Source organism: Pseudomonas sp. Marseille-Q0931, assembly GCF_940789645.1.
In the GTDB taxonomy this organism is placed as follows: Bacteria; Pseudomonadota; Gammaproteobacteria; order Pseudomonadales; family Pseudomonadaceae; genus Aquipseudomonas.
In genome coordinates, this window is the sequence record NZ_CALNWT010000016.1 from 110582 (window position 1) to 125269 (window position 14688).

Here is a 14688-nt window from a genome sequence, read left to right on the forward strand (position 1 = left end):
CTCGTGGGAGGCGCTTTAGCAGCGACAGGTTTATGCATCGGTCGCGGCAAAGCCTACCCCACAGCAGCGCCAGCGTGCCCTAGATGGGCAGCGTCAGGCTCACTTCAACGCCACCTTCGACATTGCCGATATGCAATTCACCTCCATGCAGCTCGGCCACTTCCTGCACGAAGTTCAGGCCCAGGCCAGTGCTCTTGCGCCCGCCATTGGGGCGCGGCAGGGAGTAGAAGCGTTCGGTCAGGCGGGCCAGGGCGTAGTCGGGGATGGCTTCACCCTGGTTGAACAGACGCAACACGATGCGCTCGCCCTGGCGTTCGGCGGCGATGCGCATGTGTCCGCCGGGTGGGGTGAAGTCGAGGGCGTTGTCCAGCAGATTGGCCAGCGCCTGGCGTAGCAGAAAGCGTTCGCCACGCAGACTGAGGCCGGCTGGCAGCGCGTGTTCGATCTGCAAATTGGTAGCTGTGATGCGCGCCTGCTGCGCCTGCAACAGTTCCTCCACCAGCGGCGCCAGCGGTACCGCTACGCGCTCTTCCAGACCCTGGCGTTGCTCCACCTGGGCCAGGTGCAGCAGGCGTTCGATCAGGTTCTGCAGGCGCGCACTTTCCTGCTGGATATTGGCCACGAAGCGCTGGCGCTGCTCCGCCGGCATATCGCCATCGAGCAGTTCGGCGGCGCCGCGTATGGCGGCCAACGGACTCTTCAGTTCGTGGGTCAGGGTGTGTACGTAGCGTTCGACGTAGGCCTTGCCTTCCAGCTCGGTGCGCATACGCTCGACCGCCTGGGCCAGTTGCGCGAGTTCGCCACCGCGCACCTTCGGCGCCTCGGCGCGCTGGCCTTCGCTGACCGCCCGGGCGTAGCGGGTGAGTTTGCCCAGCGCGGCGCTGAGCCACCAGGACAGCGCCGCGCCGATCAGCAGGCCAAGGCCGATCAGCCCGACGCCGAGCCAGCTCAGACGGTTTTGCGAGCGTTCGATATAGGGCAGCAGGGTGCGGTTGGGTTTGGCCACCGAAACCACGCCGATGATGCGCTCGCCATCCCTGATCGGCGCCGCCACGTACATCACCGAGGAATCCGGGTCGTCCGGATCTTCACGGGTCGAGCGCGCGCCGTACTGGCCACGTAGGGTCAGCAGCACGTCGTTCCAGCGCGAGTAGTCCTGACCCACCGCCAGACCAGTCGAGTCGAGCAGGACGATGCCCCGGGCGTCGGTAACGTAGATGCGGTGGTTGACCTCGGCCTTGGTCACGCCCCAGATGCTCGCCTGCGGCTGACGCCGGCCATAGGCTTCAAGCGCCTCGTGCAGGCGGCCCTGGCCGAGGGTGCCGGACTTGAGGTCGTCGCGCAGGATCTCGGCCAGCAGGTTGGCGGTGTCGACCAGGGTTTCCTCGGTGCTCTGGCGCACGCCGGGGCGAATCTCGTCCATCACTGTGCTCAGCACGAACCAGCCGGCCAGGCCGACGAAGAGGAAGTAGACGAGAAAGATGCGTACGCCCAATGGCATGATTCAGAGCTCCGGCTCGTAGCTGTAGCCCAGGCCGCGATGGGTCTGGATCGGCTCCTCGGCTGGGGCGATGGCGCGCAGCTTGGCGCGCAGGCTCTTGATATGGCTGTCGATGTTGCGCTCGTAGCCGGCTTCGCTGGCGACGCCGAGGGCATCGAGCAGTTGCTCGCGTGAATAGACCCGGCGCGGCTGGCCAAGCAGCGTGCGCAGCAGGCGAAATTCATGGCGCGTCAGGCTCAGGGGCTGGCCGTGGTAATGAATGCGAAAGGCGGCATCGTCGATCTGAAAGACGCTGGGCGCGCTGGCTGTCGGCATCTCACGCGGCGCCACGCGCTTGAGGATGGCCTTGACCCGCGCCGCCACTTCACGCGGGCTGAAGGGTTTGACCACGTAATCGTCGGCGCCGATTTCCAGACCCACCACACGGTCGATTTCCTCGCTGCGCGCGGTCAGGAAGATCACCGGCACCTCGGAGAAACGGCGCAGGCGTTTGCACACTTCGAAGCCACTGATATCGGGCAGACCAACGTCAAGAATGGCCAGGTCGAAGGTGCCGTTCTCCAGCAGCGTCAGCGCCTCGCCGCCGAGACTCGACCAATGGGTGACGAAGCCTTCGGCCTGCAGGGCATAGACCAGCGTGTCGGCAATCGCGGCTTCGTCTTCGACTATAAGTATCTGCGGCATCGGGCGTCCTGCACCTGTGGGGCGACGGCGGCAGACTGCCGGCGGCTGGTTCATGCGTCAAGCGGGCGATAGCGTAGAACGGGAGCAAGCTGCCAGGGGAGATTGGCGGGTTGCCTATGCGACATTCGCCGCTGCGACTGCATGGATGCAGGAGGTAGAACGAAGCAGGATGCCAGAGTCGAAAGCGCCTCCCGCAAGGTTTTCCCTCATCCGGGCTACGCGCTTATGGAATCTCGCCGCGGATGTATTGCTCCAGCTGACGGATCAGGTCGGCCTGTTCGGCGATGGTTTCCTTGACCAGGTCACCAATCGACAACAGGCCGATCAGCTCGCCCTCAGCCAGTACCGGCAGGTGACGCAGGCGGCGTTCGGTCATCAGCTCCATGCAGTACTGCACGCTGTCACGCGGGCCGACGCTGATCACATCGCGGGTCATGATTTCGCTGATCCTGGTGTTGAGCAGCGAGCGTTCGGCCAGCGCCACCTTTCTCACGTAGTCGCGCTCGCTGACGATGCCGACCAGACGCCCGCCGGAAAGCACCAGCAGTGCACCGATCTTTTGCTCGGCGAGGATACGCAGCCCGTCCAGCAGCGAATCCTCACTGTCGACGCTGTAGACGTAGGCGTTGGCTTTATTGCGAATGACCTCTGCGACGGTTTTCATGCGGGCGGCTCCTTTCGTTGTTATCCGTTTTTAGCAGAGTTGGCCGCCGCGGTCAGCCTCACCCGAGGCTGAATCGTCCGGTATTATGCGCCAGCCCTTCGCTGCCTCGGCGCAGTTGCTCGGCGGCACGGCTCACGGCCTGGGCGCCATCGAGCAGTTGCCCGGCGGCCTGATCGACCTGCTGGATATTGCCACTGACTTCATCGGCGGTGGCCGCCTGCTGCTCGGCGGCGGTGGCGATCTGCGCCAGGCGGTCGCTGACGCGCTGCACCGAGTCGACGATGTTCTGCAGTTCATCACTCATGGCCAGCACGCTGCCGATATCGCCGTCGGCCTGGCTACAAGCTTCTCCCATCAGGGTGACCGACTGACCAACCACCCGCTGCAGGTTGTCCACGGTCTGGGCAATTTCCTGGGTCGAGTCCTGGGTGCGCTTGGACAGCGAGCGCACCTCGTCGGCGACCACGGCAAAGCCGCGCCCGGCCTCCCCTGCGCGCGCGGCCTCGATGGCGGCGTTGAGCGCCAACAGGTTAGTCTGCTCGGCGATGCCCTTGATCACCTCGACCACGCGGTTGATCTGCTGGGTCTGATCACGCAGTTGCTGCAACGCTGCGGCGCTGTCGCCGAGACGGCTGCTGAGCTGGCGCATGCTGGCGCTGGTGCGCTCGCTGCGCTGGTTACTGCTCAGCGCCACCTCGCGGGTCTGCTGCGCCTCCATGGCGGCCTGCTCGCAACTTTGCGCGACACTCTGCGCAGTAGCCGCCATCTGCGTGGCTGCGGTGGCAATCTGGCTCATCTGCGCCTGTTGCTGCTCGACGGCGTCCAGCGTGTCACGCGCCTGGCCACCCAGCAGTTGCACCGTGCTTTCCAGTTGCTGGCTTTCGCGGTTGACCCCCTGCAGCGAGTCACGCAGCTGCTCGACCGCAGTATTCAGCGCCTGGGCGATGGCGGCTAGATCATCACGACCGTTGACCTGCATGTGCACGCGTAAGTCACCGTCGCGCAGACCACGTGCAGCCTCGATGATGTTGCTGGTGCTGATGCGGATCGACGCGTTCAGACACATCAGCACGTACATCGCCAGTAGGGTCAGAACGCTGAAAGCACCGATCACCTCGATCATCGATTGCAGCGCCTGCTGCCGATAGTCGCCGAGACTGGCGATGAACTGCTGGTAAACCGCCTGCTGCAGAGCCAGCAACTGGCCCTCCAGCGCTTCGACTTGTTGCACGAACTGCTCGGGGGTTAGCGCCATTGGGCTGGCCTCGAACATGTCACGATCGATCTGCGTGAGGAAGTCGTCGAACGCCTTGAGCGAGGCGTCGAAAGGTGCGCTCAACTGGCGCATCGCCTGCGGTGCTTCGCGCGACAGGGTGATTTGCGCCTTGACCAGCTGCGCACGCTGTTCGTCCAGGCTGCGGCGCAGATCGCGGATCAGCACGCGGCTCTGCAGGGTGAAATGCTGCGAGACCACCGCGCCATGGCCCTGCGCTGCGAAAGTGCCGAGCTGCTCGAGCAGCCGCGGCATGATGTAGGTGATCTGCTCCATCATCAGGTAGGTGTCGAGGCGCGGATCGAGAATCAGGGTACTGTCCGTGGCCACCTGCTCGCGCAGGGCGATCAGGTAAAGCAGCGCCTTTTGGTAACGCTCCAACGCATCGGGCAGTGCCACCTTGGCCAGACCAGCCGTGCGCAGACCATCACGCTCGCCCTGCAGGGCCTGAAAGTGCTGCCGCGCCTGATCACTGATCAGGCTGCTCTGCAGCGGCTCCGCGGCCTGCTGCAACGCTTCGTCGAGCTGCGCCTCACGCTGCTGCAATTGTCCCTGGGCAGCGCCCTCGGTGCCTTTCCAGCGTGCCAGCAGTGTGCGCTGGGCGATCAGCTCCTGTTGCGCACGCGCCATGCGCTCAAGCGCTTGTGCGCCTTCCACCTCGTAGTCGATCGATTGCAGGCGTGACAGGTAGTCACTGCCGATGACCCACAACGCGTATCCGAGCGGAAGCGCGAACAACAGAAACACCAGCTGAAACTTGTGGGCAAAACTGAAACGTTGCAACAGCCGTACACCCGGCTCGAGTACTCCCGTCATAGCGACACCTCAGCGACCTAAAGGGCCTACAGGCCTGGCAAAGAATTGCACTTAGCAAAAAGCAGGCCCGACGCCCTCTTTTGGGCAGGGTAGTCGTTACGGGGCACTCTTATGGAGTGTAATGGCCAATGACTATCAGCCTTTTCTGAAATGCGACAATTTGCTCAGCATTGCGGACGATCGCGGGTGTAACGCTCCGCAGGGTCCACGGCTGCACCAAGATCGCGCATGGCGCTGGCGCCGATCAGCAGCGGATAACTGAAGGTGCTGCGGTCGGTCAGGTTGACCTCGATGGTGCGCTCCTCCTCGCCCAGGCAAATCGGCATTTCGATTACCGGGCGTTGCGAGTAGGCGACTTCCTTGGTTTCGGCATCGCTCTCTTCGGCGCGTTTCTTGATCTCGGCGATGCGCACCAGCGGATGTTCGTAGACCGTATCTTCGGCACCGTCTACGGCCAGGCGGAAGCGCACCCAGTCCTCACCATCGCGCTCGAACGGCTCGATGTCCTTGGCCGACAACGAGGCGGTCATGGCACCGGTATCCATCTTGGCCTTGAGGGTCTGGCCGAGGGCGGGGAGTTTGATCAGCTCGTAACGGCCGTAAAGGTCTGGTTGTTCATCGGCCATGGCCGGCAGGCTGATCGCAGCAGCCAGCAGAAAGAGGGCGTATTTCAAGGTCGGCACTCCTGTGCAATGGAAGTCCCGTTATCCGACTGCCCCTGTCCTGCGGTGTTCCCCGGCAAGGATGACAAAGCGTTACGGCCGGGCTCGCTGCGCAGGCATGCCGCTCCAGAGTTCGTCCAGATGTTCGAAGCCCCAGACCGCTGCCGACTCGCGCCCGACGATGCGATCCTGTGCGTTCGCTTTGCTCAGGTCGATCACCACCGGCGGAATCTGCACTTTAGACTTGGCGAGGAAGAACGCCTTGACCTTGGGCACCAGCAGCGACTTGGCATTCTGCTCCAGCACGACCGCAAGCCGGCCGCTTTCCAGACGCACCAGCGCCCCCACCGGATAGATGCCGACCGTCTTGACGAAGGCCTGGAATACCGCCTCGTCGAAATGCCCCTTCCACTCGGCCATCTTGCGGATCGACTCGGCCGGGTCCCAGCCCGGCTTGTAGGGCCGGTTGGAGGTGATGGCGTCGTACACGTCGCAGACCGCGCCCATTCTGGCGAACAGACTGATCTGCTCACCCTGCAGGCCATACGGATAGCCGCTGCCATCGATCTTTTCGTGGTGATGCAGGCAGACATCCAGCACCAGGGCGCTGACATGCTTGCCGGCCAGGAGGATCTCGCCGCCGGCCTCGGGGTGACGGCGCACCGCCGCGAACTCTGCGTCGCTGAGCTTGCCGGGCTTGTTCAGCACCTCCTGATCGATGGCCATCTTGCCTACGTCATGCAGCAGGCCGGCCAGGCCTGCCTCGCGTACCGCCCCCTCGCCCAGACCAAGCTGCCGCGCGAGGGCGATCATCAGTGCACAGACCGCCACCGAGTGCATATAGGTGTATTCGTCGGCATGCTTGAGTCGCGCCAGGCTGATCAGGGCATTGGGGTGGCGCATCACCGACTCGGAGATCTCCTCCACCAGCGACTCGGCCTGTTCGAAATTCAGCGCCTTGCCCATGCGCGCATCGCCGAACATGCTCAGCACCGCCTGCTTGGAGCGGGCGCAGAGCTTGGCGGCGCGCTCCAGTTCGGTATCCATCGATGCACTCAGCGCGGTGCTACGGGGCTGCACCGCTGCCATCAGCGTGGCCTCGACCTCCTTCTGCGCCTCTGCCTCGGTGCTGACAACGGCACCGGCCTCGACATCCAGGCCCTTGCTGACGTCGATCCACAACTCACCGATGCTGCTGGCGCGGATGCGCTGCAGGTCCTGCGGTGAATTGAGAAGAAATTTCGACTTCCAGAATGGATGGTCCATCCATGATCCGCAAAATTCCTGGACATACATGCCGATGCGCAGATCGGCTACCACAATGCGTTTCAACATCGAGATAATCCAGAGCAAGTTGGTGGGAGCGCTCGAGCGCGTCACCTTGGAATCGACGAGCAATCCCCTTACGTTCCACACCGATCAGCATCACGCCTTTCGCAATAAATGGCCATATGCCACTAGTCGCAATTTTGAGCCAGATTCTTCAGTTGCTTATGATGGCCCCTTCGCGCCCGCCAAGGAGTTGATATGCGTCCCCTGCTGACCGGCCTACTCAATATAGCCCTGCTGCTGAGCAATACCCTGTTGCTGATCGGCCCCCTGCTGCTGATCGCCCTGGCCAAGTTCGTGCTGCCGGGCCAGGCGGCGCGCGATACCTGCTCACGCGGGGTAATGTGGGTCGCCGAGTTCTGGGCGGAGAACTGCAAACGCATCTTCGCCCTGCTGACCCCGACGCACTGGGACATCCGTGGCAATGCCGCACTACGCCCCGACCGCTCCTACCTGGTGATCAGCAATCATCAATCCTGGGTCGACATCCCGGCGCTGGTGCAGGCGTTCAACCGCAAGACGCCCTATTTCAAGTTTTTCCTCAAGCAGCAGCTGATCTGGGTGCCCTTTCTCGGTCTGGCCTTCTGGGCGCTCGACTACCCCTTCATGAAGCGCTACTCCAAGGCCTTCCTGCAGAAGAACCCGCATATGAAAGGCAAGGATCTGGAGATCACCAAGGCTGCCTGCGAGAAGTTCAAGCGCCTGCCGGTGACCGTGGTCAACTACCTGGAAGGCACCCGCTTCACCCCGGCCAAGCAGGCCCAGCAGCAGTCACCCTACCGCTACCTGCTCAAGCCCAAGGCAGGCGGCGTGGCCTTCGTGCTCGCCGCGCTGGGCGAGCAGATCGATGCCGTGCTGGACGTGACGCTGGTGTACCCCGCCAAGCAGGTACCGGGCTTCTGGGCGCTGCTCAGCGGCCAGGTGCCGAAGGTGATCATCGATATCCAGACCCTGGAACTCGATCCGGCGCTGTACCTGGGTGATTACGAGAATGATCCGGCCTTCCGCCTACGGGTACAGGACTGGGTTTCGGACCTCTGGCTGGCCAAGGACAAACGCATCGAACAGTTGCGCGACGAAAACCCTGGCTGACTGGTGGCGGGCGCGTTCGGATCGTCGAATGCGCCACGGCTCGATGGTCGGGCAAGCGGCGACCCGAAGGTCCGCAGCAGATTGCCGCCCACAACAAAAAAGGGAGCCCGAAGGCTCCCGAAGAAGAAGGCGCGGACCAATGCGCCTGGCCGTAAACCTATCCGCGACGCGCGCAGCGCGCCGCCAACGCAAACACGCGTGACCCGCGACAGCGCCGGGCCACGCAGCTGGGCATTACGCCGCGCTGAACATCTTGTGCGGATCGATGACGAATTTCTTCGGCACGCCTGCGTCGAACTCGCCGTAACCGCGCGGTGCGTCGTCCAGGCTGATCACCTGCACGCCCACCACTTCGGCGATGTTGATGCGGTCCCACATGATGGCCTGCATCAGCTGACGGTTGTACTTCATGGTCGGAGTCTGACCGGTGTGGAAGCTGTGCGACTTGGCCCAGCCCAGACCGAAGCGAATGCTCAGCGCACCCATCTTGGCAGCGGCATCGACCGCACCCGGGTCCTCGGTTACGTACAGGCCGGGGATGCCGATCTTGCCGGCGACGCGGGTGATCTGCATCAGCGAGTTGAGCACCGTGGCCGGAGCCTCGTGCTTGACGCCTTCGTGGCCATGACCACGGGCCTCGAAGCCCACGCAGTCGATGGCGCAGTCCACTTCCGGTTCACCCAGCAGCGCAGCGACCTGCTCGTGCAGCGGGGTATCCAGCGACAGGTCGGCGATTTCGAAACCCTGCGCCTTGGCGTGCGCCAGACGTGCCGGGTTGAGGTCACCGACGATGACCACGGCAGCACCGAGCAGGCGAGCCGAGGCAGCAGCGGCCAGACCGACCGGACCGGCGCCCGCGACGTAGACGGTGGAGCCCGGGCCTACGCCAGCGGTAACGGCTCCGTGGTAGCCGGTCGGCAGAATGTCGGACAGGCAGGTCAGGTCACGGATCTTCTCCATGGCCTTGTCGCGATCCGGCAGTTTGAGCAGGTTGAAGTCGGCGTAGGGCACCAGCACGTATTCGGCCTGGCCACCGGTCCAGTCGCCCATGTCGACGTAGCCGTAGGCACCGCCGGCACGCGCCGGGTTGACGGTCAGGCAGACGCCGGTGTGCTGTTCCTTGCAGCTGCGGCAACGACCGCAGGCGACGTTGAAGGGCACGGAAACCAGATCACCGATCTGCAGACGCTCGACGTCGCGGCCCTTCTCGATCACCTCGCCGGTGATCTCGTGGCCCAGCACCAAGCCGACCTGAGCGGTGGTACGACCGCGCACCATGTGCTGGTCGGAGCCGCAGATGTTGGTGGAAACGACCTTGAGGATGACCCCGTGCTCGATCTTCTTGCCGCGCGGATCCTGCATTTTCGGGTAGTCGATCTTCTGTACTTCGACCTTGCCTGCGCCGAGGTAAACCACACCGCGATTATCAGACATATGAAATCTCCTTTCTTCTTGTGGATACAAAGGCGCGACGTCAAGTCGCGCGGGCCTTGTAGCGGAGTAATGAGCGTCTTTATCGGCACCCGCCGTTATTGGGCAGGACGGGTGCCGATGGTCTAGCCAGACTAGCTAGGGTGCGGAGCGGCCGCGGATGCAAAACCGACAGCCGCCGTTCTCTGTGCGGCAACGTCTCTGGTTAAAGGACTACGGTACGGTTGGCGTTGAGGAACACCCGGCGTTCGAGGAAGTAGCCGACTGCGCGGGCCAGGGTCAGGCATTCGATATCGCGTCCCTTTGCCACAAGATCCTCGGGATAGTGCGCATGGTCGACGCTTTCCACCCCCTGAGTGATGATCGGGCCTTCGTCCAGGTCGTTGTTGATGAAGTGCGCTGTGGCGCCGACCAGTTTCACGCCCTTCTGATACGCCTGGTGGTAGGGCTTGGCGCCCTTGAAGCCGGGCAGCAGCGAGTGATGGATGTTGATTGCCCGGCCGTCAAGCTTGCGGCACAGGTCGGCGGACAGCACCTGCATGTATCGGGCGAGCACCACCAGCTCGGCGCCGGTATCCTCGACCACCTGCATCACGCGACGCTCCTGGGCGGGCTTGTCATTGGGGTCGAGGGGAAAATGGTGATAGGGAATGCCGTGCCAGTCGGCGAGCGGCTTCAGGTCCGGGTGGTTGGAGATGATGGCGGTGATGTCCATCGGCAGTTGGCCGGTACGCTGGCGGTAGAGCAGGTCGTTGAGGCAGTGATCGGCCTTGGAGACCATGATCACCACCTTGGCGCGATAGCCAGGCGGGGTCAGCTCGATGCACATATCGAACGGCGCGGTGCGTTCGTTGAGGCCGGCGAGGAAGGTCGCCTCGTCGAAATCGGCCTGGGTGCGGAATTCCACGCGGATGAAGAAACGACTGGCCAGGCGGTCATCGAAGCTGTGGTGCTCGGTGACGTAGCAGCCCTGTTCGAACAGGTAGCGGGTCACCACGTCGACCGTACCGAGCAGGCTCGGGCAGTGGGCGGTGAGAATCCAGGTATCGGGGGTGCGGCTCATAGTGGACTCCGAGACAAACTCCGTTGCTGTTCACCCCTCTCCCATTTATGGAAGAGGGGCCGGGGGAGAGGGCCGCCGGAACAACGCGATCCGCCTTTCCCCTCTCCCCAGCCCTCTCCCCAAAGGGGAGAGGGAGCCGTTCGTGTCAGCTTCAGGCTTCGACCGCCAACCCATACTCCGCACTGGCATCCTGCAGCCACAGCCAGAAGTAATCGGCGAAGCTGCGGCGGATCAGCAGTTCCCAGGTATCCTCGCCGGTGTGGCGAATCACCAGTTGCGACTTGGCGAACACCGTGCCGACCGCCTTGCCCACCGGGAAGTTGTTCGGATGCACGTCGTAGCTGCTGGATTTCATCAGTAGTTCACGCACCTTGGGGCCGCGCAGCTCGAGCAGGGTCTGCCCACCGCTGACGTTGACCACCGAAATGTGCTGGCCGTCCAGGGCCTCGCGCAGCTTGCGCTCGACCTCGAGCTCGCTGCCGCCGGGGACGATCAGCAGCCACTCATCCGGGCCCAGCCATTGCAGCGAGGTGTCGCCGTTGGCCACCAGGGTCAACGCCACCGGCAGCTCCAGGCCCAGGGCTTTGTGCACGCCACCGGCGAACTCGGCATCGTCGGCGTCGCCACGCAGCACCAGATGGCCCAGCAGCTTCTTCTCACGCAAGGTCACCCCGGCGCCCTTGCGGCCCTTGCCGGCCAGTTCGTGCAGGCCGGCGTGGTGCAGCGGCGATTGCCCGGCGATTTCGGCAGGGCGTTGTTTGTAGACGTTGACGTTAGACATTCTGGCGATCCCCTTTCGGGTCATAGAACACGGGGCTGACGATTTCGGCTTCGATCACACTGCCATCGACCAACGGCGCGAAGACGCGCTCGCCGATGCGTTTGAGGCCGCCCCTGACCAGGGCCATGGCGAAGGAATGGCCCAGCGCGGCACTCATGTAGCTGGAGGTGACGTGGCCGACCATGGTCATCGGAATCGACTGCTTGGGATCGAACACCAGCTGGGCGCCTTCCGGCAGGACTTTGTTCGGGTCCACCGGCTTGAGGCCGATCAGCTGCTTGCGGTTCTCCTTCAGGCAGTCCTCGCGGTTCATGCCGCGCCAGCCGATCCAGGAGAACGGCTTGGTGCGGCCAACGCACCAGCCCATGCCCAGGTCGTCCGGGGTGACCGAGCCGTCGGTGTCCTGGCCGACGATGATGAAGCCCTTCTCGGCACGCAGCACGTGCATGGTCTCTGTACCATATGGGGTCAGGCCGTGCTTCTTGCCGGCCTCGGCGATCTTCTCCAACACGCCCAGGGCGTAGTCGGCCTGTACGTTGACTTCGTAGCTCAGCTCACCGGTGAAGGAGATGCGGAACACGCGCGCCGGTACGCCGCCGACCTTGCCTTCCTTCCAGGTCATGAACGGAAAGGCGTCCTTGTCCAGGTCGATGTCGGTGACCTCGGCCAGCAGCTTGCGGCTGTTGGGGCCGGACAGGGTCATGGTCGCCCAGTGATCGGTGACCGAGGTGAAGTAAACCTTCAGTTCCGGCCATTCGGTCTGGTGGTAGATCTCCAGCCACTCCAGCACGCGCCCGGCACCGCCGGTGGTGGTGGTCATGACGAAATGGTTGTCGGCCAGGCAGGCGGTCACGCCGTCGTCGAAGACCATGCCGTCTTCCTTGCACATCAGGCCGTAGCGGGCCTTGCCCACGTCCAGCTTGGTCCAGGCGTTAGTGTAGACGCGGTTGAGGAACTCGCGCGCATCCGGGCCTTGGATGTCGATCTTGCCCAGGGTCGAGGCATCGAGAATGCCCACCGCGTTACGCACGGCCAGGCATTCGCGGGCCACGGCGGCGTGCATGTCTTCACCGTTCTTCGGGAAGTACCAGGGGCGCTTCCACTGGCCGACATCCTCGAACTCGGCGCCCTGCTCCAGGTGCCATTTCTGCAGCGCGGTGTAGCGCTTGGGCTCGAACAGCTCACCGCAATGACGGCCGGCGATGGCGCCGAAGGTCACCGGGGTGTAGTTCGGGCGGAACATGGTGGTGCCCATTTCACTGATGCTGATGCCCAGTGAGCGGGCAGCGATGGCCAGGCCGTTGATGTTGCCCAGCTTGCCCTGGTCGGTGCCGAAGCCCAGCGCGGTGTAGCGCTTGACGTGCTCGACCGACTCGAAGCCCTCGCGGGTGGCCAGCTCGATGCCGGCGGCGGTGACGTCGTTCTGCTGGTCGACGAACTGTTTCGGCGCACGGGCGGTGTTCTTGTCGTGGGGCACCTGGAACAGTGCAACCGACGCCTCCTCGATGCGCTTCTCGGCCTTCGGCAGAGTGCCGGTCACGGCCTGGAAGCCTACATCGGCGGCCGCCTTGGCACCGGCCTCGAAGCCATCGGCGAGGCTGTCGCCCAGGCTGAACACGCCGTTGACCGCACCGGCGCAATGACGCTTCTGGAAGCCTTCACCCGGCACGAAGGCGAGGATGTCTTCACGCCATACCGGACGACCGCCCAGGTGCGACGCCAGATGCACCACCGGGCTGTAGCCGCCGGAGCTGACGATCAGGTCGCAGTCGAGGGTCTCGCCCGGGCTGGTGACCTTGTGCTTGGCCAGATCGATGGCGCAGATGCGCGCACCGGTGACGCGCTTGCTGCCACGCGCTTCGACCACGGCACTGCCGGTGAGTACGCGCACGCCACGTCGGCGCGCTTCTTCGACCCAGCTGCCGCGCGGGTTGCTACGCGCGTCGGCCACGGCCACCACCTGGCGGCCGGCGTCGAGCCAGTCGAGCACCACGCGGTAGGCGTAATCGTTGTTGGTCGACAGCACCAGCTTCTGGCCAGGCGCCACGCCATAGCGGCGTACGTAGGTCGACACGGCCTCGGCCAGCATGTTGCCGGGCACGTCGTTGTTGGCGTAAACCAGCGGCCGCTCGTGGGCGCCGGTGGCCAGCACCACGCGCCCGGCACGCACACGGTGCAGGCGCTGACGCGGCTGGCCCATCGGCGCGACTTCACCCAAGTGGTCGGTGAGGCGCTGGTGGATGGTGAGGAAGTTGTGGTCGTGGTAACCGTTGACCGTGGCACGCGGCAGCAGGGTCACTTCCGGCATCTTTTGCAGCTCGGCGATGGCCTTGGCAGCCCAGTCAGCAGCCGGCTTGTCATCGAGCATCTCGCGGGTCGACAGCAGGCTGCCACCGAACTCTTCCTGTTCGTCGGCCAGGATTACCCGCGCACCACTGCGGCCGGCGGCCAGGGCTGCGGCCAGACCGGCAGGGCCGGCACCGACCACCAGCACGTCGCAGTGCTGGTTCAGATAGTCGTAGATATCCGGGTCGTTTTCCTTGGGCGAACGACCCAGGCCCGCGGCCTTACGAATGTACTTCTCGTAGGTCAGCCACAGGTTCTGCGGATACATGAAGGTCTTGTAGTAGAAACCGGGCGGCATCATGCCGCCGCCGACCTTGCCGAGAATGCCCATCAGGTCGGTGTTCACGCTCGGCCAGCCGTTGGTGCTGGTTGCGGTCAGGTTCGCGTACAGCGCCTGCTGGGTAGCACGCACGTTGGGGACCTGCGCCGCCTCGGTGGAGCCTATCTGCAGCACGGCATTGGGCTCTTCGGCACCCGCGGCAACGATGCCGCGCGGACGCGAATACTTGAAGCTGCGGCCGACCACGTCGACGCCGTTGGCCAGCAGCGCGGCGGCCAGGGTATCGCCGGCGTAACCCTGATAGGTCTGGCCGTTGAAGCTGAAGGTCAAGGGCTGGCTGCGGTCGATGCGGCCACCCTGGGAAAGACGATTGACCTGGCTCATGCCGTTACTCCTTGGTCGACGGCCTTTTTCGCAGTGAGCGATGCCTCAGTCACGCTGGGGCGCTCGCCGATCTTGTAGGTTTCGAGAATTTCGTAGCTCACCGTGTGACGGGTGACGTTGAAGTACTGACGGCAGCCCGCCGCGTGAATCCACAGCTCGTGGTGGATGCCGCGCGGGTTGTCACGGAAGAACAGGTACTCGCCCCACTCCTCGTCAGTGCAGGCGTTCGGGTCCAGCGGGCGGGCGATGTGCGCCTGGCCGCCAGCGTGGAATTCCTCTTCGGAACGCAGTTCGCCACAGTGAGGGCAGAAGATGTGCAGCATGGTCGCTACCTCCGGTAAATCTTCAAACCCGCTCGGATGACCGCGCGGGGCAAGCTTGT

Annotated in this window: 12 protein-coding genes; 1 reads left to right on the forward strand and 11 read right to left on the reverse strand. The window is 64.0% G+C overall.

Annotated features, from left to right (window positions below; genetic code table 11):
* Positions 1-79 precede the first annotated feature (79 nt).
* The 6 genes from creC to P3C50_RS21235 all read right to left on the reverse strand — a co-directional run bounded on the left by creC (position 80) and on the right by P3C50_RS21235 (position 6935).
* A complete protein-coding gene (creC, locus tag P3C50_RS21210; protein ID WP_275547497.1) occupies positions 80-1501 on the reverse strand; it encodes a two-component system sensor histidine kinase CreC in 1422 nt (473 codons plus the stop codon).
* Between the two features lie 3 nt (positions 1502-1504).
* The gene (gene creB / locus P3C50_RS21215) at positions 1505-2185 is read right to left on the reverse strand and encodes a two-component system response regulator CreB (protein ID WP_275547498.1); all 681 of its coding nucleotides are present in this window, start codon (positions 2183-2185) and stop codon (positions 1505-1507) included.
* A 223-nt stretch (positions 2186-2408) separates the two neighbouring features.
* Positions 2409-2849, reverse strand: a complete 441-nt coding sequence (locus P3C50_RS21220; RefSeq protein WP_275547499.1) for a CBS domain-containing protein — start codon at positions 2847-2849, stop codon at positions 2409-2411.
* A gap of 58 nt (positions 2850-2907) precedes the next feature.
* Positions 2908-4938: a methyl-accepting chemotaxis protein gene (locus P3C50_RS21225; RefSeq protein WP_275547500.1), complete on the reverse strand. Its 2031-nt coding sequence runs from the start codon at positions 4936-4938 to the stop codon at positions 2908-2910.
* Between the two features lie 164 nt (positions 4939-5102).
* Positions 5103-5612, reverse strand: a complete 510-nt coding sequence (locus P3C50_RS21230) for an ATP-dependent zinc protease (protein WP_275547501.1) — start codon at positions 5610-5612, stop codon at positions 5103-5105.
* Between the two features lie 81 nt (positions 5613-5693).
* Entirely contained in the window at positions 5694-6935 is a 1242-nt protein-coding gene (locus P3C50_RS21235) for an HD-GYP domain-containing protein (RefSeq protein WP_275547502.1), read from the reverse strand.
* 192 nt (positions 6936-7127) lie between these two features.
* On the opposite strand from P3C50_RS21235, the gene P3C50_RS21240 reads away from it, so the two are divergent.
* Complete coding sequence (locus P3C50_RS21240; protein WP_275547503.1) at positions 7128-8021, forward strand: acyltransferase; 894 nt, start codon at positions 7128-7130, stop codon at positions 8019-8021.
* A 234-nt stretch (positions 8022-8255) separates the two neighbouring features.
* On the opposite strand, the gene fdhA is transcribed toward P3C50_RS21240, so the two are convergent.
* The 5 genes from fdhA to P3C50_RS21265 form a co-directional block, all read right to left on the reverse strand.
* Positions 8256-9455: a formaldehyde dehydrogenase, glutathione-independent gene (gene fdhA / locus P3C50_RS21245; protein ID WP_197856838.1), complete on the reverse strand. Its 1200-nt coding sequence runs from the start codon at positions 9453-9455 to the stop codon at positions 8256-8258.
* A gap of 202 nt (positions 9456-9657) precedes the next feature.
* Positions 9658-10515 (reverse strand): formyltetrahydrofolate deformylase, encoded by an 858-nt coding sequence (purU, locus tag P3C50_RS21250; protein ID WP_275547504.1) that lies wholly within the window; start codon positions 10513-10515, stop codon positions 9658-9660.
* Between the two features lie 151 nt (positions 10516-10666).
* Positions 10667-11296, reverse strand: a complete 630-nt coding sequence (soxG, locus tag P3C50_RS21255; RefSeq protein ID WP_275547505.1) for a sarcosine oxidase subunit gamma — start codon at positions 11294-11296, stop codon at positions 10667-10669.
* On the reverse strand, positions 11289-14306 hold the full coding sequence (locus P3C50_RS21260; protein ID WP_275547506.1) for a sarcosine oxidase subunit alpha: 3018 nt from the start codon (positions 14304-14306) through the stop codon (positions 11289-11291). Before P3C50_RS21260 ends, soxG begins: the two co-directional genes overlap by 8 nt.
* Positions 14303-14629 (reverse strand): sarcosine oxidase subunit delta, encoded by a 327-nt coding sequence (locus P3C50_RS21265; protein ID WP_161866041.1) that lies wholly within the window; start codon positions 14627-14629, stop codon positions 14303-14305. Before P3C50_RS21265 ends, P3C50_RS21260 begins: the two co-directional genes overlap by 4 nt.
* Between the last annotated feature and the right edge of the window lie 59 nt (positions 14630-14688).